Annotated in this window: 23 protein-coding genes and 1 riboswitch; of the genes, 7 read left to right on the top strand and 16 right to left on the bottom strand. The window is 65.2% G+C overall.

The window, feature by feature from the left end:
• Positions 1 to 843 carry an ABC transporter permease gene (locus DES45_RS18930; RefSeq protein ID WP_425374297.1) on the bottom strand — a complete coding sequence of 281 codons (843 nt, stop codon included), beginning with the start codon at positions 841 to 843 and terminating at the stop codon, positions 1 to 3.
• 13 nt (positions 844 to 856) lie between these two features.
• The gene (locus tag DES45_RS18925) at positions 857 to 1,849 is read right to left on the bottom strand and encodes an ABC transporter substrate-binding protein (RefSeq protein ID WP_425374294.1); all 993 of its coding nucleotides are present in this window, start codon (positions 1,847 to 1,849) and stop codon (positions 857 to 859) included.
• Between the two features lie 175 nt (positions 1,850 to 2,024).
• Here DES45_RS18925 and DES45_RS18915 point away from each other — a divergent pair, with 175 nt between their 5' ends.
• On the top strand, positions 2,025 to 2,726 hold the full coding sequence (locus DES45_RS18915) for a FadR/GntR family transcriptional regulator (RefSeq protein ID WP_114771580.1): 702 nt from the start codon (positions 2,025 to 2,027) through the stop codon (positions 2,724 to 2,726).
• Positions 2,727 to 2,761: 35 nt separating this feature from the next.
• Here the strand turns inward: DES45_RS18915 and DES45_RS18910 are convergent, their stop codons facing one another.
• Positions 2,762 to 3,853 (bottom strand): 2'-deoxycytidine 5'-triphosphate deaminase, encoded by a 1,092-nt coding sequence (locus DES45_RS18910; RefSeq protein WP_114771579.1) that lies wholly within the window; start codon positions 3,851 to 3,853, stop codon positions 2,762 to 2,764.
• Positions 3,854 to 3,926: 73 nt separating this feature from the next.
• Positions 3,927 to 4,553, bottom strand: a complete 627-nt coding sequence (locus DES45_RS18905; protein ID WP_114771578.1) for a CDP-alcohol phosphatidyltransferase family protein — start codon at positions 4,551 to 4,553, stop codon at positions 3,927 to 3,929.
• 95 nt (positions 4,554 to 4,648) lie between these two features.
• On the opposite strand from DES45_RS18905, the gene apaG reads away from it, so the two are divergent.
• Together apaG and argE are read left to right on the top strand one after the other, a co-directional pair.
• On the top strand, positions 4,649 to 5,041 hold the full coding sequence (gene apaG / locus DES45_RS18900) for a Co2+/Mg2+ efflux protein ApaG (protein WP_114771577.1): 393 nt from the start codon (positions 4,649 to 4,651) through the stop codon (positions 5,039 to 5,041).
• Positions 5,042 to 5,048: 7 nt separating this feature from the next.
• Complete coding sequence (gene argE / locus DES45_RS18895) at positions 5,049 to 6,221, top strand: acetylornithine deacetylase (protein ID WP_114771576.1); 1,173 nt, start codon at positions 5,049 to 5,051, stop codon at positions 6,219 to 6,221.
• On the opposite strand, the gene DES45_RS18890 is transcribed toward argE, so the two are convergent.
• Genes DES45_RS18890 through DES45_RS18880 form a run of 3 tightly spaced genes read right to left on the bottom strand, consistent with a single transcriptional unit; the run spans position 6,218 to position 9,341 of the window.
• Positions 6,218 to 7,213: an Hsp33 family molecular chaperone gene (locus tag DES45_RS18890; RefSeq protein ID WP_114771575.1), complete on the bottom strand. Its 996-nt coding sequence runs from the start codon at positions 7,211 to 7,213 to the stop codon at positions 6,218 to 6,220. The two genes, argE and DES45_RS18890, sit on opposite strands and share 4 nt — an antisense overlap.
• A complete protein-coding gene (gene argF / locus DES45_RS18885; RefSeq protein ID WP_114771574.1) occupies positions 7,210 to 8,136 on the bottom strand; it encodes an ornithine carbamoyltransferase in 927 nt (308 codons plus the stop codon). Before argF ends, DES45_RS18890 begins: the two co-directional genes overlap by 4 nt.
• Positions 8,133 to 9,341, bottom strand: a complete 1,209-nt coding sequence (locus tag DES45_RS18880) for an aspartate aminotransferase family protein (protein WP_114771573.1) — start codon at positions 9,339 to 9,341, stop codon at positions 8,133 to 8,135. Before DES45_RS18880 ends, argF begins: the two co-directional genes overlap by 4 nt.
• A 371-nt stretch (positions 9,342 to 9,712) precedes the next feature.
• Here DES45_RS18880 and DES45_RS18875 point away from each other — a divergent pair, with 371 nt between their 5' ends.
• A complete protein-coding gene (locus DES45_RS18875; protein WP_114771572.1) occupies positions 9,713 to 10,243 on the top strand; it encodes a GcrA family cell cycle regulator in 531 nt (176 codons plus the stop codon).
• A gap of 84 nt (positions 10,244 to 10,327) precedes the next feature.
• On the opposite strand, the gene phoB is transcribed toward DES45_RS18875, so the two are convergent.
• The 8 genes from phoB to DES45_RS18835 form a co-directional block, all read right to left on the bottom strand.
• On the bottom strand, positions 10,328 to 11,050 hold the full coding sequence (gene phoB / locus DES45_RS18870; RefSeq protein ID WP_114771571.1) for a phosphate regulon transcriptional regulator PhoB: 723 nt from the start codon (positions 11,048 to 11,050) through the stop codon (positions 10,328 to 10,330).
• A 2-nt stretch (positions 11,051 to 11,052) separates the two neighbouring features.
• Positions 11,053 to 11,766 (bottom strand): phosphate signaling complex protein PhoU, encoded by a 714-nt coding sequence (gene phoU, locus DES45_RS18865; RefSeq protein WP_114771570.1) that lies wholly within the window; start codon positions 11,764 to 11,766, stop codon positions 11,053 to 11,055.
• 26 nt (positions 11,767 to 11,792) lie between these two features.
• Complete coding sequence (pstB, locus tag DES45_RS18860) at positions 11,793 to 12,608, bottom strand: phosphate ABC transporter ATP-binding protein PstB (RefSeq protein ID WP_114771569.1); 816 nt, start codon at positions 12,606 to 12,608, stop codon at positions 11,793 to 11,795.
• The gene (gene pstA, locus DES45_RS18855) at positions 12,605 to 13,495 is read right to left on the bottom strand and encodes a phosphate ABC transporter permease PstA (protein WP_114771568.1); all 891 of its coding nucleotides are present in this window, start codon (positions 13,493 to 13,495) and stop codon (positions 12,605 to 12,607) included. The genes pstB and pstA overlap by 4 nt, the downstream gene beginning before the upstream one ends.
• A gap of 9 nt (positions 13,496 to 13,504) precedes the next feature.
• Positions 13,505 to 14,479: a phosphate ABC transporter permease subunit PstC gene (gene pstC, locus DES45_RS18850; protein ID WP_114771567.1), complete on the bottom strand. Its 975-nt coding sequence runs from the start codon at positions 14,477 to 14,479 to the stop codon at positions 13,505 to 13,507.
• Positions 14,480 to 14,511: 32 nt separating this feature from the next.
• Positions 14,512 to 15,555 carry a phosphate ABC transporter substrate-binding protein PstS gene (gene pstS, locus DES45_RS18845; RefSeq protein WP_425374293.1) on the bottom strand — a complete coding sequence of 348 codons (1,044 nt, stop codon included), beginning with the start codon at positions 15,553 to 15,555 and terminating at the stop codon, positions 14,512 to 14,514.
• A gap of 187 nt (positions 15,556 to 15,742) precedes the next feature.
• Positions 15,743 to 17,062 carry an ATP-binding protein gene (locus tag DES45_RS18840; RefSeq protein WP_114771566.1) on the bottom strand — a complete coding sequence of 440 codons (1,320 nt, stop codon included), beginning with the start codon at positions 17,060 to 17,062 and terminating at the stop codon, positions 15,743 to 15,745.
• Positions 17,063 to 17,146: 84 nt separating this feature from the next.
• Positions 17,147 to 18,196, bottom strand: a complete 1,050-nt coding sequence (locus tag DES45_RS18835) for a lysylphosphatidylglycerol synthase domain-containing protein (RefSeq protein ID WP_114771565.1) — start codon at positions 18,194 to 18,196, stop codon at positions 17,147 to 17,149.
• 265 nt (positions 18,197 to 18,461) lie between these two features.
• Between DES45_RS18835 and DES45_RS24830 the strand changes: the two genes are divergently transcribed.
• Both DES45_RS24830 and cobU read left to right on the top strand, forming a co-directional pair.
• Positions 18,462 to 19,853, top strand: coding sequence for a sensor histidine kinase (locus DES45_RS24830; RefSeq protein ID WP_170151562.1), 1,392 nt, complete (start codon positions 18,462 to 18,464; stop codon positions 19,851 to 19,853).
• Between the two features lie 54 nt (positions 19,854 to 19,907).
• Positions 19,908 to 20,453 carry a bifunctional adenosylcobinamide kinase/adenosylcobinamide-phosphate guanylyltransferase gene (gene cobU, locus DES45_RS18820; protein ID WP_114771564.1) on the top strand — a complete coding sequence of 182 codons (546 nt, stop codon included), beginning with the start codon at positions 19,908 to 19,910 and terminating at the stop codon, positions 20,451 to 20,453.
• A 17-nt stretch (positions 20,454 to 20,470) separates the two neighbouring features.
• Here the strand turns inward: cobU and DES45_RS18815 are convergent, their stop codons facing one another.
• On the bottom strand, positions 20,471 to 21,328 hold the full coding sequence (locus DES45_RS18815; RefSeq protein WP_114771618.1) for an ABC transporter substrate-binding protein: 858 nt from the start codon (positions 21,326 to 21,328) through the stop codon (positions 20,471 to 20,473).
• A 15-nt stretch (positions 21,329 to 21,343) separates the two neighbouring features.
• Positions 21,344 to 21,561: riboswitch (cobalamin riboswitch) on the top strand.
• 34 nt (positions 21,562 to 21,595) lie between these two features.
• Between DES45_RS18815 and DES45_RS18810 the strand changes: the two genes are divergently transcribed.
• Entirely contained in the window at positions 21,596 to 23,563 is a 1,968-nt protein-coding gene (locus DES45_RS18810) for a TonB-dependent receptor plug domain-containing protein (RefSeq protein ID WP_114771563.1), read from the top strand.
• Positions 23,564 to 23,582: the final 19 nt, after the last annotated feature.

The following is a 23,582-nucleotide window of genomic DNA, read 5'->3' as shown; positions in this document are numbered from 1 at the left end:
TCAGCCCCTCCTCTTTTCCGGACGCAGTACGCGAACCTCGAAGGCTTCAAGGGCCGCAAGGGTCACGGTCGAGACCAGGATGATGGAAACCACCGCAGCATACATCTCGGCATAGTTCGCCACGGAGCGGTGATAGGTGATGAGATCGCCGATCCCCGTCGGCGTGATGAGCAGTTCGGCCAGGATCACGCCGATGAAGCCCGCCGCGAGGCCAAGCCGAAGGCCCGCGAAGATGACCGGGCTGGCATCCGGGATGATGACTTTGGTGATCTGCTGCAGCCGCGTCCCCTGGAACGAGTAGCACATGGCGACCAATGACGGATTGGCGTTGCGCACGGCCTTGTAGCCGTTGAGCACGATCACCGGCAGGGCCAGCATGATGACGGCGAGCGTCTTCGCCGCCAGCCCGATGCCGTACACGAAGGTGATGAGCGGGATCAGCGCGGCCATGGGAGCCGACTGCAGGACGATGAACAGGGGCGCCACGAGCCACTCGGCCATCCGGGACAGGCCCATCACGATGCCGAGGACGATTCCGACGACGCCCGAGATGGCAATCCCGATCACCAGGGGCTGCAGGGTCGATCCATAGGCCGAGATGAGACTGCCGTCTGCGATCATGGTCCCGAACGCATAGGCCGTGTCGAAGAAGGTCGGGAACGCGTAGCTGATCGGGACGCGCCCGGCGATCTCCCATGCCAGGAAGAACAGTCCCAGGGACACCACCCGCGAAAGGATGGGATACCGCAGGAACAGGCGGCCAAGGCCCAGGCTCAGGCCCGCCGGCGAATGGACGGCCCGCGCGGGGCCGTTCACTCGTGTGTCCGCTTGGGTGGAGGCCATCATACCGCCCACCTCACATCGTTCCGACTTTGGACAGGACGCGATCCAGGGAGCGGGTATCCCAGAAATCCTCGACCTTGAGGCTCGCCGGCTCGCCCGTGAGCTGCCCGGACAGGGTATAGAAGGCGAAGTCGTCCTTGGCCGCGGCAGCCCCGCCGCCATTGACCGGGAAAGCCTTGGCCTTCGCAAGCTCCGTGAAGTATGGGACGATCTCGGCGGTCTGGGAGGCCGGCAGATCGGGCAGCAGCTTGTACTTGGTGCGCCACTCGGCCACGACCGCCGGATTGGCCGTGACTTCGCGCCAGGTGGTGAGGATCGACTCGACGATCTTGTCCACATCGGCCGCATTCTTCTCGAGGAACTGCTGATTGGCGAAGAGCGCCTCGTCCGTGGCGTTGACGCCTTCGAGCGGCAGGATGATGAACTTGCCGGGAGCCTGGGTCTCCAGCAGACGGCGTCCGGCCGAATCGACGATGGTGGCCTTCACGTTGCCCTGCAGCAGGGCGCCCGTGCGGACTTCCGATCCCGGGATGTAGCTGATCTTGGAGAACTTGATGCCCTGGCGCTGTTCCATCAGCTTCATGATGGCCTCGGTGCCCGAGCCGCGCGAATGCACCGCGACCTCCTGACCGTTCAGGTCCTTCCAGGTCTTGTAGTGCTCGCTGTTGACGGCCGGGTAGAAGCGCAGCGTCGAGAGTTGGAGGAACATCCGGACCGGCGCCTTGACCTTCTGGACGAGCGCGTAGGGACCGCCGACGCCGATATCGGCCTGACCGCCCACCACGGCCTGCGCAGCAATGTCCTCGGACTTCAGGTAGGTGACCTCGATATCGACGCCCTTCTCCTTCGCCCGCTCGAGGGCGGTGAGCAGGTGCAGGGATTCAACGCTGGCGATGTCGCCGAACGCGACCCGGACCTTGGCCTCGGCCGAAGCGATGAACGCGGCGCTGATGGCGAGAGCCGCGGCACCCGCCTTTAGACATGCGAACCCTTTGAACATTTCCATCTCCCTCAAGCCCCCGGGTGGTTGCCCCACCCTCCTTCGCGGCCGCGTTATTCGCAACCAATGACGCAATGGTTACATATAGGTTGCACACCATGTCAACCAGGAAGGCTCTTGACGCCCTCTACACAGTGTTTCATATGTTCAACCAATATTGGATTGGTTTGGATCTTTGCTGATGTCGATTCTGAGCGAGACGAGTTCTGATCGGGGAACGGTCACGCAGCTGCGTGCCTACCTTGCCCAGGCGGAACTGCCCGACGACGGACGTCTGCCACCCGAGCGGGACTTGTCCGAAGCCCTCGGGGTCTCCCGGACGGAGCTCCGCAAGGCGCTCGGCACCCTGGAGGCCGAGGGGCAGATCTGGCGCCATGTCGGCAAGGGCACCTTCGTCGGCTCGAGGCCGATCGACACCTTCGCGGATCTCACCGCGCTGGCCCGGAGAACCAATCCGGCGGAGGTGATGCGCGCTCGGCTGATCATGGAGCCGGAGATCGCCCGCGCTGCGGCATTGACTGCCACGCCCATGCAAATCGCAGAGATGCGGGCCTGTCAGGCGCGCACGCGCGAGGCCGCGACTTGGCGCCAGTACGAGAACTGGGACCATCGGCTCCATCGCACCATCGCGGAGGCGGCGCAGAACATTCCGCTGCTGGGCCTGTTCGACACCCTCAACGCCCTGCGCCGCGCCGTCACCTGGGGCCGGCTCCGCTCGAACCCTGTGAAGCCCAGCCCGGACCACCACAGCTTCGCCGAGCACCAAGCGATCGTGGATGCGATCGAGAACCGTGACATGAACGGAGCGGCAGCGGCCATGCGCACGCACCTGCGCACGGTGGAGCGCAACCTGCTGGACCGTCAGACCTTGCCGGGAGAATGAGCAGGCGGCGGGCCCGCCGGGCCTGCCGCGACAGTTTACCTGAAGTGCTTCGAGAGCTTCAGGCCCTGAGCCTGGTAGTTCGATCCAGCTCCGGCGCCGTAGAGAACCTGGGGCCGCTCCGCCATCCGCTCGTAGACAAGCCGGCCCACGATCTGGCCGTCCTCGAGGATGAAGGGTACATCGCGGGACCTTACCTCGAGCACCGCGCGGGCCCCCTCCCCTCCCGCTTCGGCATGGCCGAAGCCGGGATCGAAGAAGCCGGCATAATGGACCCGGAATTCGCCCACGAGCGGGTCGAAGGGCACCATCTCGGCCGCATAATCGGGCGGCACGTGAACCGCCTCCTTGGACGCCAGGATGTAGAACTGGCCCGGATCGAGGATCAGGGTGCGGCTATCGTCTGCGTAGAGCGGCTCCCAGAAATCGGCGATCCGGCACGATGCCGGCTTGTCGACATCGACAAGCCCGGTGTGCCGCTTGGCGCGATAGCCGATAAGCCGGTCCTGCCCGAACCCGGCCAAGTCGACGCTGACGGCGACGCCGTCCTGGATCGACGGCTCCGCGGAGGTCACGACCTTCTCGCGCTGGTGAAGATCATGAAGCTCCGCATCGGAGAGGCGCACCTCGCCCTTCCGCAGCCGGAGCTGGGACAGACGGGTTCCGGTCCGGACCAGAACTGGAAAGGTGCGTGGCGATATCTCGGCATAGAGCGGCCCATGATAGCCCGCTCCGATGGTGTCGAATTCCTGGCTGCGATCCGTGATGACGCGGGTGAACACGTCGATGCGGCCCGTCGAGCTCTTCGGGTTGGCCGCCGCCGAAACGTCGTCCGGTAAGGCGAGGCTTTCCTGCAGTTCGGCGATATAGACGCTGCCGGTCTCCAGAATAGCCCCGATGCTCAGGTCGATCTCATGGAAGCTGAGCTGGGTGAGACGGTCCTGGACCGTGTGGTTGCGCCCCGGGAGAAAGCTGGCGCGCACCCGGTAGGCCCGCCGGCCCAATCTCAGATCGAGGCTCGCAGGCTGCACCTGATCGGCCGCAAAGGGCGTCTCGGGCCTGATCACGCCCGCGTCCGCGAGGCGCATGATGGCATCAGCCGACTGAATCCCGTCTTTCAACGCAACCATAGCTTCTCCGACGGGTCTCCGCCCTCTTCCAGGTTCAAGCGAGGCACTATGTCTAAGGAATGTTACGGAATTCTCAAGACTTTCCCTCGTCTTCGTCCCGAAAGGCGTGCCAGGCCACCGTCACCCGTGCGAGCGCGCTCATGAAGGTCAGGCCCGCAAAGGCATAGGCCAGGACCGGGAACCAGCCCGGCGCGAGCATCATGAGGACGAAGAACAGGATGGTCTCCGTGCCCTCCATGAGGCCTGCCGAGAAGTAGATCGATTTGATGCCGTGGACTTTCGTGTCCAGGCCCCGCTTCGCCGCCACGGCCGCGAAGGCCAGGAAGCTTGCTCCGTTGACGTAGAAGGACAGAAGCAGGACCGCGGCCGGCACAGCAGACACTCCGGGCTCCCGCAGCGCGAAGGCAAGCGGGACAGCGCCATAAACGGCGAAGTCGCAGACGATGTCGAGGAAGCCACCGCGATCCGACCGGCTCGATGCCCGGGCGACCGCTCCATCGAGGCCGTCGAGGATGCGGTTCGCTGCGAACAGGACAAGGGCCGGCAGGTCCACCCCGAGGACGATTGCCGCGGCGGCCGCGAGACCCAAGGAAAGCCCAAGAACCGTGACCGCGTCGGCCGAGGCTCCCCGCCTGGCGAGGCTGCACCCCATCCTGTTCAGAGGCGGATCGATGATCCGCCGCGCCCAGCCGTCGAGCATGACCGTTCTCCCGCCCCGTCGATTGACGGGACCGCTCGGCCGCCTTACCACGACCTTGACGGTCCATTCCAGCGCCACCCCTACGAGGGAGCTCGATGTACAAGGCAGTAACCCGCGGCATCAGCGTGATGGTGACGCCCCGCTACATGCCGGAGGAGTCTTCGCCCGACGAAGGCCGCTATTTTTTCGCCTATACGGTCGAAATCATCAACACGAGCCTGCATCGCGTGCAGCTGAAAGCCCGCTATTGGAAGATCGTCGACGGCCACGGCCAGATACAGGAAGTGCGCGGCGCCGGCGTCGTCGGCGAACAGCCGGTGCTCGGCCCCGGCGAGAGCTACAGCTACACGAGCGGCTGCCCGCTCGCGACGCCGAGCGGGACCATGCAAGGCAACTACGTCATGGAGACCGCGGACGGCGAAACCTTCGAGGCCGAGATTCCCGCCTTCTCCCTCGACATCCCACAAGCCAAACGCGTGTTGCACTGAGGTCTGAATGTCTGTCCAAGGTCAGCGGCTGACGCCGCTCGAAATGCTGGCAAAGCTCGTGTCCTTCGATACGGTCACGTCGAACTCGAACCTTCCGCTCGTGGAGTTCGTCGAGAGCTATCTGCAGAGCTGGAATGTTCCTTACATCCGGCTGCCCAACGAGACCGGCGACAAAGCCGCAATCTATGCCACCGTGGGACCGCAGGATCGTGGCGGCGTGGTTCTGTCGGGCCACACGGACGTGGTTCCGGTCACGGGCCAGTCCTGGACGACGGATCCGTTCACGCTGCGCGTCGAGAACGGACGGGCCTACGGGCGCGGCGCGGTGGACATGAAGGCGTTCGATGCGCTGGCGCTGGCCCTCATTCCCGAGTTCCAGGCGGCCAATCTCAAGACTCCGATCAACATCATGCTCTCCTATGACGAGGAGACCACCTGCCTCGGAGTCATCGATGGCATCCGCCGCCTCGGCCACGATCTTCCCATGCCGAAGGCCGCGATCGTCGGTGAGCCGACGAGCCTCGAGGTGGTGGACGCACACAAGAGCGTCGTGACCTTCAACACCACCGTGCATGGCTTCGAGGCACATTCCTCGAAGCCGTATCTCGGCGCGAGCGCAGTCATGACCGCAGCCGACATGATCGCGGAACTGAACCGCATTGCCGACGAGATGATGGAGCGCGGCGATCCAAGCGGACGCTTCGACCCGCCATACACCACCGTGCATGTGGGCGTGATCAACGGCGGAACGGCGCGCAACATCATGGCGAAGACCTGCTCCTTCCACTGGGAGTTCCGCGGCCTGCCGAGCCTCGACCCGCAGGAGATTCCGCAGCGGCTCGACCGGTTCGTTCAGGAGGTCGCTCTTAAGCGCCTCAACCGCTTCGGCGAGTTCGGCCGCGTCGAGACGAAGTTGGAGGTGGCGGTTCCGGGCCTTGCGCCGGAAACTGGCTCTGCCGCGGAGACGTTGGCCCTGCGCCTCGCCAATCGCAATCAGACCCAGACTGTGCCGTTCGGCACGGAGGCAGGACATTATCAGGCTGCGGGAATCCCGACGGTCGTGTGCGGACCGGGCTCGATCAACCAGGCTCATCAGCCCGACGAGTACATCACCCTGGAACAGATCGAGGCGGGCGCCGCCTTCATGCGTCGCCTCGCCGCGACCTGCGCGAGCTCTTAAGCGGATTCTCCCGTGTTGGCGATCTCGGCCTCCACATCCGCGGGGTCGAGGTCGTAGAAGCGCGAGCAGAACTCGCACGTGATGCCGATGCGGCCGTTGTCGCCGACCATGTGGTGGCGATCATCGGCCGAGAACCTGCGCATCATCGACATGACGCGCGTCTGCGAGCACCGGCACTCCTCGTGCACGTGCTGCGCATCGAACACCCGCACGCCCCGCTCGTGGAACAGGCGATAGAGAAGCCGCTCGCTTGAAACGGCAGGATCGACGAGTTCGTGGTCCTCCACCGTTGCCATGAGCATTTTCGCCTCGACCCAGGCATCGTCCTCCGTCGGCCCGGCCAGGTCGTTGGACGGATGGCCCTCCGGAATGTCGCCGGGCGCAAGATCCGCCTGACGCATCCGCTCGGGCGACGAGGGTAGGAACTGGATCATCAGCCCGCCGGCCCGATAGGTGTGACGACCGTCTTCGAACTGCTCGGCCACGGCGAGGCGAACCTGCGTCGGGATCTGCTCCGACTGGCGGAAATACTGGTGCGCCGCTTCCTGGAAGTCCTGTCCTTCCAACGCCACCAAGCCCTGATAGCGGCTGCGCTCGCTGCCCTGGTCAATGGTCATCGCCAGATAGCCGGATCCGACGAGGTCGCCGGTCTTGAGAGGTCCGAAACCGAGCGCTTCGAGCTTGTCCTTGTCGAAGCGCGCCATAGCGCGCAGGCGGTCGGGCGCATCGAAATCGACGACGATCATCTCGATGGGACCGTCGGTCTTGGTCTGGAGCTGGAAGCGCCCCTCGAACTTGAGCGACGATCCCAGCAGGACCGTCAGGGCAGCGGCCTCGCCGAGGACGCGCGAAACCGGTGCAGGATAGGCATGTCGGGAGAGGATCGCATCCACCGAGACGCCGAGACGCACGATGCGCCCGCGCACGTCGAGGGGCTCGACCGCGAAGGGCAGAACGACGTCGTCTTGGCCTTCGAACGGGGTTGAACTCATGCGTCTGCCGCTCCCAGGCACCACGCCAGGATGCCTTTCTGTGCATGAAGCCGGTTCTCGGCCTCGTCGAAGACGACCGAACGCGGGCCGTCCATGATCTCGTCCGTCACCTCCTCGCCGCGATGCGCCGGCAGGCAGTGCATGAAGATGGCGTCCTCCTGGGCCACGCCCATGAGCTTGCTGTTGACCTGGTAGGGCTTGAGCAAATTGTGGCGGCGGAACTCGTCCTCGTCGCCCATGGAAACCCAGCAATCGGTCACGACCGCATGGGCTCCTTCCGCGGCTTCAAAGGCATCGGTCGTCACGACGATCTCCGCTCCTTCTTTTCTCGCCCAAGACAAAAGCTCGGGACGCGGAGCGAGTTCCGGCGGCGACGCGATCTTCAGGGTGAATTCGAGCCTTGCGGCAGCGTGGACCCAGGAGGCGAGCACGTTGTTCGCATCACCCGTCCAGGCCACCGTCTTGCCCTTGATCGAGCCGCGATGCTCCTCGAATGTCATCACATCGGCCATGATCTGGCAGGGATGCGTCATCTTGGTGAGGCCGTTGATGACCGGAATCGTGGCGTACTCGGCTAGCTCCGTCACCATCGCGTGGTCGAGGGTGCGGATCATGATGGCGTCGACGTAGCGCGAAAGGACCCGGGCCGTGTCGGCAATGGTCTCGCCGCGCCCGAGCTGCATCTCCTTGCCCGTGAGCATCAACGTCTCGCCGCCGAGCTCCCGCATGCCCACATCGAAGGATACGCGGGTGCGGGTCGACGGCTTGTCGAACACCATGGCCAGGACCTTGCCTTCGAGAGGCCTGTCCTTCGCCTTTTCGCCACGGCGGCGGCGTGCCTTGATCGCAGAGCCGACATTCAGGACATGGCGGATCTCCGCGGCCGTCAGGTCGCTGAGATCGAGGAAGTGGCGGGTCTTCATTCTGCGGCTCCCCGCTGGGCGGTGGCTTTCAGCTCGGTTTCGATGGCCGTGCAGGCGGCATCCAGGCGGTTCATGGCCTCGGCCACGTCCTCATCGCTGATGATCAGCGGCGGCAGGAGGCGAGTCACGTTGTCGCCAGCCGCGATCAGGATGATCTTCTGGGCCCGGGCGGCCGCGATGAAATCCGTGTTCGGGACGTTCGTGCGCAGGCCCATCATGAGGCCCAGGCCACGCACGTCCGAGATGACGGCCGGGTGCCGGTCCTTGAGTTCTGCCAGGCGCTGCTTCAGCAGGAGGCCGACCCGCTCCACCCGTTCGAGGAAGCTGGGCGCAAGGATCACGTCGAGCACCGCGTTCCCGACCGCCATGGCGAGCGGGTTGCCGCCGAAGGTCGTGCCGTGGGAGCCGACGGTCATGCCGCTGGCCGCCTCGGCGGTGGCGAGGCAGGCGCCCATGGGGAAGCCGCCGCCGATGCCCTTGGCAACCGCCATGATGTCGGGGGTCACGCCCGTCCATTCATAGGCGAAAAGCTTGCCGGTCCGGCCGACGCCGGTCTGGATCTCGTCGAAGATCAGGAGCAGGCCGTGGGCGTCGCACAAGCCGCGAAGCTCGCGCATGAAGGGGTTGGGAACAGGCCGGATGCCGCCCTCGCCCTGGATCGGCTCGATCATGATCGCAGCCGTCTCCGGTCCGATGGCGGCCTTCAGGGCCTCCAGGTTGTCGAAGGGAACCTGATCGAATCCCTCGACCTTGGGCCCGAAGCCCTCCAGGTACTTGGCCTGGCCGCCCGCCGCGATCGTGGCCAGCGTCCGGCCATGGAAGGCGCCCTCGAAGGTGATGATGCGGAACCGCTCCGGGTGCCCCTTCGACGCATGGTACTTCCGGGCCATCTTGATGGCGGCCTCGTTGGCCTCGGCGCCCGAGTTCGAAAAGAACACCACATCCGCGAAGGTGTTTTCCACCAAGCGCTTGGCCAGCCTCTCGCCCTCCGGGATCTGGTAGAGGTTGGAGGTGTGCCAAAGCTTGGCCGCCTGCTCCGTCAGAGCCTTCACCAGATGGGGGTGGGCATGGCCCAGGGCGTTCACGGCGATGCCGGCGCCGAAATCCAGATATCGCTCGCCATCTCGGCCGATGAGCCAGGGCCCCTCCCCCTTTTCGAAGGATAGATCGGCGCGTGCATAGGTCTGCAGCAATGGCGATGTCACGGGTCGTCTCCGCCTTAGGGACCCAAGGTCGCACCCGGGTCCGAAAAAGAAAGCGCCGCCCAAGCGGGGCGGCACGGAGCGGATTCTAACGAGGCCTGAGACCCTGTCAATTCAAGAGAAATGATGTAAGCCATCACGTTGGGATTTGGGCTTCGGACCAGTTCCCTGGGGAAAACGACAGGGCCTGTCCGGGGACTCTTGCGCCCGAGTCCACCCATCTAGTAACTTCAGAGCCGTCGAGTACGACGTTTCGTGCGGCGGCTTTCACCCTCAGGAGCGATCCTTGCAACGCGGTCGGACATAGAACCTCTGTCCGCGGGGCATAAGGGATTCGCCCTGCTCAAGACGGCCCCGATGGAGGCGGGAAAAAAATGATAGATGCGGGCGCAACTTGGACGGATGAGCGGGTCGAGCTTCTCAAGAAGCTCTGGTCCGACGGCTTGAGCGCAAGCCAGATCGCGGCGGAACTCGGCAACGTGACCCGCAATGCGGTGATCGGCAAGGTTCATCGTCTCGGGCTCTCGGGCCGGGCCAAGGACAAGGTAGCTCCCGCAACCCAGCGTCCCCGCAAGCCCGCCCGCACCCCGAGCGCTCCGGCTCCGATCATGCAGGCCGAGCGCGGCAATGTGCTCGTGGCTCCCCTTCCGCCGGTGCCGATGGTCGAGGAGACGGCCGAGGTTCCGGCCGAGCAGGAGGTTGCTATCCCGATGTCGGAGCGCGTGACCATCATGGATCTGCGCGAGTCCATGTGCCGCTGGCCCATGGGCGACCCGACCAAGCCCGAATTCCGCTTCTGCGGCGCCCGCTCCATCACGGGTCTGCCCTACTGCACCCATCATGCCCGCATCGCCTATCAGCCGGTCGCCGACCGCAAGCGTGAGCGGAAGCTCGCCCGCGCCTGATCGGCGGGGCAAACCCTACCCAGACAACAAGAAAGGCCGCGCCAAGGATGCTTGGCGCGGCCTTTTTTCGTCCGGCACCTGCCTTCAGGCATTCATTTTCTGGACCTGCTCGTCACGGGCGAAGGTCTCGTCGAACGAGTAGCCCGCGCCTCGCACGGTCCGGATCGGATCCGGCTGTCGGGGCAGATTGATCGCCTTGCGCAGCCGGCCCACATGCACGTCGACGGTGCGCTCGTCGATATAGACGTCATGCCCCCAGACCGCATTGAGAAGGTGCTCGCGGCTGAAGACGCGCCCGGGGCTCTGCATCAGGAACTCGAGGAGGCGGAACTCCGTGGGACCGAGATGGAGATCCTTCCCGGCGCGCCGCACCCGGTGCGTTTCGCGGTCGAGCTCCATATCGCCGGCGATCAGGAGCGTCGCGATATGCGCCGGCTTCGTCCGGCGCAGGAGCGCTCGGACCCGGGCGAGCAGTTCGGGAACCGAAAACGGCTTGACGATGTAGTCGTCAGCGCCGGTCGAGAGGCCGCGGATGCGGTCCCCCTCCTCGCCCCGCGCCGTCAGCATGATCACCGGAAGGCGCTCGGTTTCCGGGCGGACCCGGATGCGCCGGCAGAGTTCGATCCCCGACAGGCCCGGGAGCATCCAGTCCAGCAGGACGATGTCCGGCACCTGCTCGCGCAGGCGGATCTCCGCCTCGTCGCCGCGAGAGACGCTGTCGACCTCGTAGCCTTCAGCCTCCAGGTTGTAGCGCAGGAGAAGCGTCAACGGCTCCTCATCCTCGACGATCAGAACGCGAGGCCCCATGGTCACGCTCCCGTGTTGACCGTCGCGTCGATGGAACGGTCGTTCTTCGGCCGATCGATGGCAAGGTTCTCGCCGAGCACCAGATAATGCACGGTCTCGGCGATGTTCGTCGTGTGGTCGCCGATGCGCTCGATGTTCTTGGCGCAGAACAGGAGATGGGTGCAGAAGGAGATGTTGCGCGGATCTTCCATCATATAGGTGAGAAGCTCCCGGAACAGCGACGTATAGAGAGCGTCGATGGCGCCGTCCCGCTTCCAGACGTCGACGGCCTTTGCGGTATCCTGCTGCGTATAGGCGTCGAGCACGTCCTTGAGCTGGCCCAGCACGAGATCGCTCATGTGCTGGAGCCCGAGAACAATCTTCTGCGGCTGGAACTCCTCGCCGATGGCAAGGGCCCGCTTGGCGATGTTCTTCGCCAGGTCGCCGATGCGCTCCACGTCGCCCGAAACCCGGATGGCCGAAATGGTTTCGCGGAGATCGACCGCGAGCGGCTGGCGCCGCGCGATCGTCAGGATGGCGCTCTCCTCGACCTCGCGCTGAAGCACGTCGAGGCGGCTGTCGGACGCGATGACGGACTGGGCGAGAGCCTTGTCGTGACGGACCAGGGCTGCGATGGAATCGACGAGCATCTTCTCGGCGATGCCGCCCATCTCGGTGATCCGCCGACGGAGACCCTGAAGATCGTTGTCGTAGGAGCTGACGATATGCTCCGCCATGGGAAGCCTCCTTTCAGGCGCTTCGTTCAGCCGAAGCGGCCCGTGATGTAGTCCTGGGTTTGTTTCTTGGTGGGAGTCATGAACATCTTGTTCGTCGGCCCGAACTCCACCAGCTCGCCGAGATACATGAAGGCGGTGAACTGCGAGATGCGCGCGGCCTGCTGCATGTTGTGCGTTACGATCACGATCGTGAACTCGGTCCGCAGATGCTCGATCAGCTCTTCGATCTTGCCGGTCGAGATCGGGTCCAGCGCCGAGGTCGGCTCATCCAGCAGGATCACCTCGGGCTGCTGCGCGATCGTGCGCGCGATGCACAGGCGCTGCTGCTGCCCGCCGGAGAGACCCATGCCGGACTGGCGCAGCTTGTCCTTCACCTCGTCCCAGAGCGCCGCCTTGCGCAGTGCCTCCTCGACACGCCCATCGAGCTCGGAGCGCGGCAGATTCTCGTAAAGGCGAATGCCGAAGGCGATGTTGTCGTAGATCGACATCGGGAACGGCGTCGGCTTCTGGAACACCATGCCGACGCGCGCCCGCAGCTCGTTCACATCGATGGAGGGCGAGAGAACGTTTTGTCCGTCGAGCAGGATCTCGCCCTCGGCGCGCTGCTCGGGGTAGAGGCTGTAGATGCGATTGAAGGTCCGCAGCAGGGTCGACTTCCCGCAGCCGGAGGGGCCGATCAGGGCCGTCACCTGCCGATCGTAGAAGTCGATCGATATGTCCTTCAGGCTGCGGAAATCGCCATAATAGAAGTTGAGATCGCGAACGGCGATGCGGACCGGCGCGGCCGTGTTGGCCGTGGACTTTCCGATGGCGCTGCTCGTGTCGAGGGCAATCGAACTCATCGGGCGACATCCTTCCTGAAGAGCAGGCGCGCCACAATGGAGAGCGCCAGGATCGTGAGCGTGATGACGAGGGCGCCGGCCCATGCGAGCTCACGCCAGTTCTGGTAGGGCGAGAGCGCGTACTGGTAGATCATGACCGGCAGGTTCGCGACACCGCCCATGAGATCGGCCCGGAACCAAAAATTGTTGTTGAGCGCCGTGAAGAGCAACGGAGCCGTCTCGCCCGCGATGCGGGCTGTCGCCAGGAGGATGCCGGTGATCATACCGGCCCGTGCGGCGCGCCACGTGATCTTCGTGATGACCTTCGACATCGGCGCTCCGAGAGCCGCCCCCGCCTCCCGCAGGGAGCCGGGCACGATGCGCAGCATATCCTCCGTGGTGCGGACGATGACCGGGACGGCGATGATGGCCAGCGCCACACCTCCAGCCCAACCCGAATATCCACCCATGGGCTGAACCATCAGGGTGTAGACGAAGAGGCCGATCAGGATGCTCGGCGCCGCCAGAAGAATGTCGTTCACGAAGCGGATCACCTCCGCGAGTTTCGAGCCTCTGCCGTACTCGGCCAGATAGGTGCCCGCCAGCACTCCGACCGGGGTCGCGACGACGATGCCCAGAAAGGTCAGGATGAAGCTGCCGGCGATGGCATTGGCGATGCCGCCGCCTTGCGTCATCGGGCCGGGCGTGGTGTTCGTGAACACCTCCGGCCGCAGGGCGCTGATGCCTTGATAAAGGAGCATCAGGAGAATCCAGCCCAGCACGAAGACGCCGAGGCAGGTGAAGAGAATGCAGATCGCCTTCAGGGCGCGGTCCGCCAGGTACCGGCTGCGCCGCACCCGGCCCCAAGGGGCGGTCGGCGCGGTCGTGGATCTCGACATCGTATCCATGGCCTTCCCCTACTTCACCGTTGCCCGCGCCACCAGAAGGCGGGCCAGGACGAGGACGCTGAACGTCACCAGGAAAAGGATGCAGCCGAGGGCCATGAGGGCGTTGAGCTGGAGCCCGATCGCTTCGTTGAACTCGTTCGCGATGCGCGATGCGATGGTCGAACCCGGATCGAACAAGGACAGGGACAGCCGGTTCGCGTTGCCGACCACGAAGGTCACGGCCATGGTTTCGCCGAGGGCTCTCCCTAGGCCCAGCATGATGGCGCCGATAATGCTCACCCCGACCTGCGGAACCAGAACATGGCGCACCACCTCCCAGGTGGTGCACCCAATCCCATAGGCGCTCTCACGCATCACGGGCGGGATCTGGTCGAGGATGTCCCGCGTAATCGAGGCGATGAACGGGATGATCATGATGGAGAGGATGATCCCGGCCGTGAGGACGCCAACGCCGGAGGGAACGCGGGCGTAGAGGATCGTTCCAAGGACCGGCAGCCCCTCGACGATTCTGGAGACCGGAATCTGGACGAATTTCGCGAAGAGCGGCGCAAAAACGAAGAGTCCCCACATGCCGTAGATGATGCTCGGGACGGCTGCGAGCAGCTCGATCGTCGTCGCGATCGGGCGCTTCAGCCAAGGGGGGCAGAGCTGCGTGAGGAAAATCGCGATGCCCACGGAGATGGGCACACCGATCACCAGGGCGATCAGGGCCGAGGTCAGGGTGCCGACGATCGCCACCCAGGCGCCGTATTCGTCCCGCTGTACGTCCCAGGCGCTCGACGTGATGAACCCGAGGCCGAACTCCCTGAAGGCAGGGAGTCCGCCATAGATCATCGACCCGATGATCCCGGCGAGCACGATCAGCACGAGGAGGGCGGAGCTCAGGCTGGCCAGCCTGAAGATCTGGTCCGAGTTGAACGAGGGAGATCGGCGAGAAGGCTTATCCATGCTCGTGACAAGAAGTTTCTGAGACAAGGCGACCATCCGCCGATACTCCCCGGCAAACTAAGTCAAGATCACTTTTTGAAAAGCGGCTGACCGGATTTATCCTTGATGTCCGCTTCCCAGCTGGCGCGAACCATGTCCTCCACCTGAGCCGGCAGGGCCACATAATCGAGCTCGGCCGCCATCTGGTCGCCGTTCTTGAAAGCCCAGTCGAAGAACTTGAGCGCTTCGGCCACCTGCTCCGGCTTCTCCGGGGTCTTGTGGACCAAAATGAAGGTCGGCGCCGTGATCGGCCAAGCCTCGTCTCCGGGCTGGTTGGTCAGCGAGATGCCGAAGCCGGGAGCCGACTTCCAATCCGCCCCGGCGGCAGCCGCCTGGAAGGTCTTGGCGTCCGGCGAGACGAACTTGCCGCTCTTGTTCTGAAGCTGGGCGAACGGGATGTTGTTCTGCTTGGCGTAGGCGTATTCCACATAGCCGATGGAATTCGGGACCTGCAGCACGAGCGCGGCGACGCCCTCGTTGCCCTTGCCACCCTGGCCGACCGGCCATTGGACCGAGGACCCCGCGCCAGGGCCGCTCTTCCAGGCCTCGGAGACCTGCGACAGGTAGGTGGTGAAGACGCTGGTCGTGCCGGATCCGTCCGACCGGTAGACCGGCGTGATCGTGGCGTCGGGAAGCTTCACGCCTTGATTGAGCTGGGCGATCTTGGCGTCGTTCCACTTGGAAATCTTGCCGTTGAAGATATCGGCGAGCACCTCGCCGGTCAGCTTCATCTGACCCGCCGGGACACCCTGCACGTTGTAGACGGGCACGACGCCGCCCATCACGACCGGGAACTGGATCAGGCCATCCTTTTCCAGATCGGCGCCCTTCAGGGGGGCGTCCGTGGCGCCGAAATCGACCGTCTTGGCGCGAATCTGGCGGATGCCGCCGCTGGAACCGATCGACTGGTAGTTCAGGCGGTTGCTGGTTTCCTTGTTGTAGGCTTCGGCCCAGCGGGCATAGATCGGGAACGGGAAGGTCGCCCCGGCTCCGGTGATCTCGGCGGCCGAGACTGCGAGCGAGCATGAAGCGACGGCAATGCCAACCACGGCGGCGTACGGCATGAATTTCACGAGGCGTCTCCTGTTCAAACAAGCGCGGCAGTCGCTCCTGATCGCGGAGGCTTGCTGCGCTTCGAGGGGACTAGGTTCTTTCGATGTCTCGTCTACGACAGTTGGATGACAGTTAGGTGACAGCCCCGACCGGACACAGCCCTATGGCTCGGTGTGCCCGGAACGGCGGGTTACGGCCGTCTTTTCCCTAATCATGGCCTTGAGCCTCCGGCAGGATGACCGAGAAGCGCGCGCCCTGGCCCGGCTCGCTCGAGATGTCGAGATGGCCGCGGTGCCGGTTCACGATGTGCTTCACGATCGCAAGGCCTAGGCCCGTGCCGCCCTTGTCCCTGCTCTGCGCAACGTCGACGCGGTAGAACCGTTCCGTCAGGCGCGGCAGGTGCTCGGGGGCGATGCCCGGCCCGTAATCCTGGACTGACAGCATCACGCGGGGCTGGGCCTCCCGGTCCGAGCCGGCGAGGTGCGCGAGCTCGACGTCCACCCTGCCGCCGCTCTCGCCATACTTCGCGGCATTCTCGATGAGGTTCTCCAGCACCCGCAGGAGTTCGTCGCGGTCGCCGAGGACCGGCACCGCATGATCGGGAAGACGGGAATGGATCGCCACACCGCGCTCCCGTGCCAGGGGCGAGAGGGTCTCGACCATCTGGGATGCGATGGTCCTCAGGTCCACGATCCCGGTCGGCGCCACATGGGCCCTCATCTCGATCCGTGACAGGGACAGAAGATCGTCGATCAGGCGCTTCATTCGCTGGGCCTGTCCGCGCATGATGTCGAGGAACCGTTCCCGGGCTTTCGGATCGTCCCGGGCGGGGCCCTGCAGGGTTTCGATGAAGCCGAGGAGCGATGCGAGCGGTGTCCGCAGCTCATGACTGGCATTGGCTACGAAGTCGGCCCGCATGGCCTCCAGGCGCCGGGCCGACGTCAGGTCGCGGAAGAACAGCACCACGCCCGGACCGAAGGAGATCCCCGGCTCGTCGCTGCTCAGGGGGCCAATGTGCACCTCGAAGGTGCGCTCCGTCGGAATCCTTTCGGAATATTCGATCCGAAGAGGAGCGCCCGTCCCGAGGACCTCGTCGATTGCGCCGAGCACGTCGGGGCTGCGCAGGGCGAACGACAGGGGATGTCCCGTCTTCAGTCCGGGCAGCAGGACCCTGGCTGCCGCGTTGGCCTCGACCACGAGCGTCCGCTGATCCACCAGGATCACAGGGTCCGGAATGTGGGCCAGAACGGCGTCGGCGAGGCCTGGCTGCCGGACGTCCTTCGCCGGAAGCCGGCTTCGCGTGCCGAGGAGGCGCCGGGTCAAGGTCTGCCGGTGACCCGCAAGGACGAAGCTGAGCGGGAGGGCGAGAGCGGCCGCTATGAGGAGCCAGACATCCCAGATGTCCCGGATCGCGGCAGCCAGGAGCACGAGAAATCCTGCCGCGAACGCTCCTCGAAAGGCGCCGCGCCGGGCGATATCGGGCCCGTTGGCGTCGTTCGTCGTGCTCGCATCGTCTGCATCGGCCATGGGAGAACGAAAGTCCCGCGGGAATGAAGTGGCCTGTTTAGATCAGCCAGACCGGCAAGTCACCCGCAGCTTGGCCTTGCGGCTTCACTCGGCCAGCGCCTCGTCCTCGTCCGGCTTGAATGCGTCCCGGGAGGACTTGATGCGGTTGCGGATCTCGTAGGCGCCAAGAAGGGCCAGGGCGATCACGAAGGGGATCAGGTAGTAGCAGAGCCGGTAGAGCAGCAGGGCGCCGAGCACGGGCTCGCGCGGATAGCTCGACAGCGCCAGGAGGATCGTCGCCTCAAAGACCCCGAGCCCGCCGGGTGCGTGGCTCGCAACACCCAGCATCACGGCGAAGATGTAGATCGCCACGAAGGTTTCGAAGCTGATGTTGTGGCCGCCGGGCAGCAGCACGAAGAGAACGCCCGCACCGGCGCAGACGTCCACCGCACCGATCAGGAGCTGGGCGACCGACAGGCGGAAGCCCGGCAGCTCCAGCTTCCATCCCTGGATCTTCACGATGCGGCGTTTGAGGGAGACCCAGATCAGATAGACGACGACGAAGACCGCAGCGCAAAGGCCGACGAACTGGTTCAGCCACATGCTGGTGTAGTAGACGAGACCGGCCACCTCGTCGGCGCGGCTGATCATCGTCCAGGCCAGGACCAGCGCCATGCCGAGCCAGAACGTGACGCCCGCGATGACGGTCAAGCTCGCGACGCGTGCGCCGCTGACCCCCTTCGATGCGTAGATCCAGTAGCGGACCGTCCCCGCCGTGAGCAGCGGGAACCCCAACGTGAAGCTGACCGCGTAGCTCGTGAACGAGGCGAGCGCCGTCGTACGATAGGGAATGTGCACCTTGAGCTGCCGCAACGCGATGGCGTCGTAGCAGGTCAGCAATCCATAGCTGAGCGTGGTGAACAGGATCGCAAGGCCGATCTGGCGGAAGCTGGCGGCCGTGAAGGCGGCCTTCAGCTCGTTGACGTCGATCTCCGACACGATGTGCCACAGGACGACCAGCGAGGCCCCGAACAGCAGGATGCTGGCCGCCATCCCCACCCAGGCGAAGCGGCGGGAGCGCCGCTCCCTGGGATGCAGGGCATCCACCGATGAAATGGCCGGCGGCGTTACCTGTTGGGGGCTCATGTCGTTCATGAAAAAAGCGGAAAAACCGGCCTCGGATTGGGAAAATACCGCCGTCGAGCGGTGGGCTGTCCCTGCATCTATGCGCTCGCGGCGCGAACCGCCAGACGCAGGCGGATGCATAATGGCTTTCGGGTTCCAGCGCTACTCCCGAGCCCTGAAAGCCTCAAAGAAGCCGCCGATTGGGCCGATATGCCTTGCCAAGTCCCCAAAAGGACTAAAACTATGGCTCTCACGAAGGACGGATCACAGGGCACCCGGTGCCGAGGGGACACGAGTGGACTTCACTGCATCCGAGAGCCAGTTCGCCGTTTTGGCCGAAAGCCTGCCGCAGCTCGTCTGGTCGGCCCGCCCGGACGGGTACCATGACTATTTCAACGGCCGCTGGCACGAGTTCACCGGTCTGACCTTGGATGAGTGCCTCGGAGATGGATGGACAGACACCCTGCATCCGGAAGAGCGGGCGGAGGTCCTCGAACTCTGGCGCGTCGCCCTCGAAACGGGCGAGCCCTACGAGGGGGAGCACAGGCTCCGGCGTGGGGACGGAGACTATGTCTGGATGCTCAGCCGGGGCATTCCGATCCGGGACGTGTCGGGACAGATCACGCGCTGGTTCGGAACCAGCACCAACATCGACGCCCAGAAAAAGGCCGAGAAGGCCCTTCGCTGCCTGGAGGAGCAGTACCGCCTCGCGCTGGAGGCAGCCCGTCTCGGAACGTGGACGATCGATCTCGGCAGCAGCACGATCAGCTGGGACGACGGTGCGCGCGCCCTTGTCGGAATGACACCGGACGGCCTGCACAGCATGTCGCTGGACGAAGCTCTCGAGCGCGTCCATCCCGATGACAGGCAGATGCTGCAAGACCGTCTGAATGCGGTGGCGTCCCCGAACTCGGATGGGCGCTACGAGGTCGAATACCGGGTCGTCCTGTCGGACGGGAGCACACGATGGCTGCGCTCCAACGGCCGGGTTCACCTCGCAGGCGAGGAGGCCTCGAGGCGTCCCGAGAAAATATCCGGCGTCATCGGCGACATCACCGAGCAGAGAGCCGCCGAAGACGCCCGGCAGCTTCTGACCAGGGAGCTGACCCATCGGGTGAAGAACCTCTTCGCCATCGCCAACGGGATGGTGTCCATGACGGCGCGGACCGCCAAGGACCCGAAGGAGATGGCGAATGCCCTGCGCGGTCGCCTGAGCGCCCTCGCCAGAGCCCACGAGCTCGTGCAGCCCGTCCCGATGGGCGGGCATCACGGCGGGACCGAGGTGGAGCTGAAGAAGCTCATCGAAGCCGTTCTCGAGCCCTATCGGCAAACGGACAGCACCCGGGTCTCCGTCGAGGGACCCGACGTGCGGGTGGGTTCGAACACCACCACGAGCCTGGCCCTCGTCCTGCACGAACTCGCCACGAACGCAGCCAAATACGGGTGCCTGTCCGGCGCGGGAGGGCAGTTGCTCATCGAATGGCGCATCGCGGACGACGATGTCGATCTGTCCTGGACCGAAACAGGCGGGCCGCCGGTCGCGTCGGAGCCCAGCTTCGAAGGCTTCGGCAGCCAACTCGCCCAGCGCAGCATCTCGGGCCAGCTCGGCGGCACCCTGAGCCGAGAGTGGCGCTCCGAAGGCCTTCGCGTGCACATGACGATGCCGCTGAACCGCCTGACAGCCTGAACCAAGCAACGTTTCCAGGCTCCGGCCCTGGAGCACCTGACGAGGGACGTGACGATGATCACTTCTCGCCGCATCCTTGTTCTCGGGGGCGCCAGATCCGGGAAGAGCCGCACGGCCCAGGCCCTTGCCGAAGGGTCGTTCGGACAGTGGATTTATGTCGCAACGGCACAGGCCCTCGACGACGAGATGCGCGAGCGCATCGGCCACCACAAGGCCGAGCGGTCCGGCCACTGGCAGACCTGCGAGGCCCCCATCGCCCTCCCCGAGGCCGTCCGGCGCGAAACGGGGCCCGGCAGGATCGTTCTGGTCGACTGCCTGACGCTCTGGCTGTCCAACATCCTGCTCGACGGGCGGGACCCGGCGGATGCCACCACGGAACTCGTCCTGGCGATCCGGGAGGCCGCCGGCCCGCTGGTGATCGTCTCCAACGAGGTCGGCCACGGCATCGTGCCGGCGACGCCCCTGGGACGGGCGTTCAGGGATGCCCAGGGGCGACTGAACCAATCGGTCGCGGAGGTCTGCGAAGCGGTGGTCTTCGTCGCCGCCGGCTGCCCGATCCTTCTGAAACCGGCCCCGCCCCTTGGATTGACGCTAGGGTAAGGCAAGCCCGACGACCCTCAACGGACTTTCGTCATCGCTTCCCTGGCCAGGGCGTCGATCGCCTCGGGCGTGGATGGCCCCCCGCAGATGGAAAGCCTGTTCGGCAGGATCAGCCGACGATCCTGCGGCACGCTTGCCGCAAGGGCGGGATGCACCAGCAGCGCCGAGCCGTTGTCGACCGCCTGTCCGGCGTCGTCGTCCATCAGCATGTAGTCCGGAGGATGTGCCACGATGCTCTCGAGGCGAGCGACGCCGCCCTCTCCGAGGCCGAGCGCCTCCTGGTGCAGCGTGAAGCCCATGTGTCGCAGGATCTCGCCGAAGAGCGAATGGGTCCCCGGCACCCACCCTCGCCGCTCGAAGGTCAGGATGCTGGGATGTCCGCGGACGATGCTCTTGGTTCGCGCGAGCGCCGCGTCGATGTCCGCGACGAGGGCCTCGCCACGCTCCGGATGACCGAGACGACGGGCGAGTGTCCGGATCTGCTCCCGTCCCTGAGCAAGGCTTCGCCATGGGGGCATGGACAGCACCTCCATGCCCTGGCGTTGCAGGAGGGCCGTCCGGTTCCGGTCTCCGAAGTAATCCGCCAGGACGAGATCGGCGCCGCTGAACAGGATCGCCTCGCCGCGGCCGTCGTTCACCGGGACATCGGCCGCCCGGTCGGCAAGAAACGACAGGGAGCGGTCCCTGACGAGAAAGCTCAAGGATGCGATCTGCTCCCGGTCCGCCAGGGCCAGAAGGAGCTGGTCGGCGCAGAGATTGATGGAGACCACCCGCTTCGGCGCGACTTGGGCTGCCGCATGTGCGATGCCGAAAAGCCACACGAAGCCGGCGAGCAGTGCCAGGCCGAAGAATCGTTTGTGGCGGAGTTGCGGCATGAAGGGCGAAGCCGTAAGAGAGGCGCCGACGTTGGTGCCTCGAGCGATCGAGGTGAAACGGGAACACGGTGCGGACTTGTCCTAACCCGTGGCTGCCCCCGCAACTGTAAGCGGCGAGCGGCGGTCCCTCATGCCACTGAACCCTCATCCGAGACAAGCTCGGCGGGTTCGGGAAGGCGGACCGAGCGCAACGACCCGCGAGCCAGGAGACCGGCCAGCGTTCGAGTGCAACCCATCTTTGCTCGCGTGGGCGGGCAGGAGGTCTCCATGTCTGTTTCCGCGCGTCGCCTCTGGGCGGCTTCCGTCTCGTTGTGCGCCCTCGTCAGTGGCGGCGCCTATGCCCAGTCCGCTGCCGACCCGGCTCCCCTGCCCGACATCGTCATCACGGCGACCCGGACCCCGCTGGCGATCTCGCAGGCGGGCAGCGCCATTTCGGTCATCACGGCCGAGGAAATCGCCAAGGAATCGCCGAAAAGCGTCGCGGATGTCTTCCGGCGCGTCCCGGGCGTGACGGTGACGGAGACGGGAGGACCGGGAGGCGCCACGGCGGTGCGCATCCGCGGTGCCGAGGCGAGGCAAACCCTCGTGCTCATCGACGGCGTTCGGGTGAACGACCCCTCCTCCGGATCCGCCGAATTCGACTTCGCCAACCTGGTCGCGACGGATATCGAGCGGATCGAGGTTCTGCGCGGCCCTCAGTCGGCCCTCTACGGGTCCGACGCCATGGGCGGCGTGATCAACATCATCACTCGCAAAGGCAAGGGCGCCCCCCGCGCCAGCGCGAGCATCGAAGGTGGAAGCTACGGCACGAAGGCAGCCCGCGCTGCGGTGTCGGGCAGCAACGGGCCCGTCACTTACGCCTTCTCCATGACGGGCTTCGACACGGCGGGCTTCTCCCGCTACGGCTACCGGATCGGCCGCATCCAGAACACCCGGTTCTGGCCTCTGGAAGATGACGGCGCCCAGCGCCTTGGCGCCTCGGGCCGGGTGACCGTTGCCCTGTCGCCGGATGCGGAACTCGAGGTCGGCGGCTACGGCAGCTTCAACGGCGCCGAATACGACGCGGCTTTCGGCAGCCTGCCCGACTCGCCCTCCCGCTCGCAGCAGCGCCTGTTCGAGGGCCATACCCGCCTGACGGCCTACACCCTGGACCGGATGCTGCGGAACACCGTTCTGGTCTCCGCAAGCCGCACGAACCGGCACTACCGGGACGTGAGCTCCTTCGCTCTGCCTTCCCTCTCCTGGTCGAACTCCAGCTTCACCGGGGATCGGGTCGCGGCCGAGTATCAGGGCGATCTCAATCTCGGCGAATTCGGCCTTCTCTCCTTCGGGGCCAAGGCGGAGCGGGAGCGCCTGATATCGTTCGGGCGCGAGGTTCTGCCCTTCGCGACCCCCGAGCAGGAGACGAACGACGCATCGCAGACCACGCGCTCGCTCTACGCGCTGCATCAGTTCACCCTGTTCGAGAACCTCCACCTGTCATTCGGCGGCCGCCTCGACGACATCGAGGACGGTGATCGCTTCGGCACCTGGCGTGCAACCGCCGCCTACGAGATTCCCGGGACCGGCACGAAGATCCGCGGCAGCGTCGGGACCGGCGCCAAGGCTCCGAGCCTGTACCAGCAGTTCGACCCCAGCTACGGCAATCCCGACCTGGAATCGGAGCATTCGGTCGGCTTCGACGTCGGGGTCGACCAGCGCCTGCTCGACGACCGGCTGCTCCTGTCGGCGACATTCTTCGCGAACCGCTTTCGCAACATGATCGATTTCGCAAGCTCGAGCGAATGCCGGCCGGACCAGGTTTTCGGCTGCTTCGTCAACGTGGCCCGCGCCACCACATCCGGCGTCGAGCTGATGGCCGAGGTTGACGCCATTCCGTCATGGCTGCGCGTCAAGGCGACCTATACGCATCTCGAAGCCTTCGACCGGGAGACGGATCTGCGCCTCGCTCGCCGCCCGCAGGACGAGGGGCGCCTCGGGCTCATCATCACGCCGCTTGCGGGCCTTTCGATCGAGCCCAGCGTGATCTTCGTCGGCACGCGCTACTCCTCGACGGGCGAGCAGTTCAAGCTGCAGCCTTACGCGCGCTTCGACGTCTACGCCGATTATCGAATCAACGACACGTTCAGCGTCTATGCTCGGGCGGAGAACCTGACGGACGCGCGCTATCAGGACGTCTACGATTACGGAACCGCAGGCCGCTCCTTCTACGCGGGCCTTCGCGCCACTTGGTAGCCAAGCTCACGTCCACCAT

This window comes from Microvirga subterranea, assembly GCF_003350535.1.
Lineage (GTDB): Bacteria > Pseudomonadota > Alphaproteobacteria > Rhizobiales > Beijerinckiaceae > Microvirga > Microvirga subterranea.
This window is presented reverse-complemented; position numbering and strand designations above follow the sequence as displayed.

Excerpts from the sequence above, each read along its gene's own strand:
- DES45_RS18930 (WP_425374297.1), bottom strand. The coding sequence starts at position 843 with ATGGCCTCCACCCAAGCGGACACACGAGTGAACGGCCCCGCGCGGGCC.
- pstB (WP_114771569.1), bottom strand. The coding sequence starts at position 12,608 with ATGAGTTCGATTGCCCTCGACACGAGCAGCGCCATCGGAAAGTCCACG.
- DES45_RS18810 (WP_114771563.1), top strand. The coding sequence starts at position 21,596 with ATGTCTGTTTCCGCGCGTCGCCTCTGGGCGGCTTCCGTCTCGTTGTGC.
- DES45_RS18915 (WP_114771580.1), top strand. The coding sequence starts at position 2,025 with ATGTCGATTCTGAGCGAGACGAGTTCTGATCGGGGAACGGTCACGCAG.
- DES45_RS18890 (WP_114771575.1), bottom strand. The coding sequence starts at position 7,213 with ATGAGTTCAACCCCGTTCGAAGGCCAAGACGACGTCGTTCTGCCCTTC.
- DES45_RS18875 (WP_114771572.1), top strand. The coding sequence starts at position 9,713 with ATGATAGATGCGGGCGCAACTTGGACGGATGAGCGGGTCGAGCTTCTC.
- cobU (WP_114771564.1), top strand. The coding sequence starts at position 19,908 with ATGATCACTTCTCGCCGCATCCTTGTTCTCGGGGGCGCCAGATCCGGG.
- pstC (WP_114771567.1), bottom strand. The coding sequence starts at position 14,479 with ATGGTCGCCTTGTCTCAGAAACTTCTTGTCACGAGCATGGATAAGCCT.
- DES45_RS18905 (WP_114771578.1), bottom strand. The coding sequence starts at position 4,553 with ATGCTCGACGGCTGGGCGCGGCGGATCATCGATCCGCCTCTGAACAGG.
- DES45_RS18840 (WP_114771566.1), bottom strand. The coding sequence starts at position 17,062 with ATGGCCGATGCAGACGATGCGAGCACGACGAACGACGCCAACGGGCCC.
- DES45_RS18925 (WP_425374294.1), bottom strand. The coding sequence starts at position 1,849 with ATGGAAATGTTCAAAGGGTTCGCATGTCTAAAGGCGGGTGCCGCGGCT.
- argF (WP_114771574.1), bottom strand. The coding sequence starts at position 8,136 with ATGAAGACCCGCCACTTCCTCGATCTCAGCGACCTGACGGCCGCGGAG.
- pstA (WP_114771568.1), bottom strand. The coding sequence starts at position 13,495 with ATGGATACGATGTCGAGATCCACGACCGCGCCGACCGCCCCTTGGGGC.
- DES45_RS18910 (WP_114771579.1), bottom strand. The coding sequence starts at position 3,853 with ATGGTTGCGTTGAAAGACGGGATTCAGTCGGCTGATGCCATCATGCGC.
- phoB (WP_114771571.1), bottom strand. The coding sequence starts at position 11,050 with ATGGGGCCTCGCGTTCTGATCGTCGAGGATGAGGAGCCGTTGACGCTT.
- DES45_RS18835 (WP_114771565.1), bottom strand. The coding sequence starts at position 18,196 with ATGAACGACATGAGCCCCCAACAGGTAACGCCGCCGGCCATTTCATCG.
- argE (WP_114771576.1), top strand. The coding sequence starts at position 5,049 with ATGTCTGTCCAAGGTCAGCGGCTGACGCCGCTCGAAATGCTGGCAAAG.
- DES45_RS18815 (WP_114771618.1), bottom strand. The coding sequence starts at position 21,328 with ATGCCGCAACTCCGCCACAAACGATTCTTCGGCCTGGCACTGCTCGCC.
- apaG (WP_114771577.1), top strand. The coding sequence starts at position 4,649 with ATGTACAAGGCAGTAACCCGCGGCATCAGCGTGATGGTGACGCCCCGC.
- phoU (WP_114771570.1), bottom strand. The coding sequence starts at position 11,766 with ATGGCGGAGCATATCGTCAGCTCCTACGACAACGATCTTCAGGGTCTC.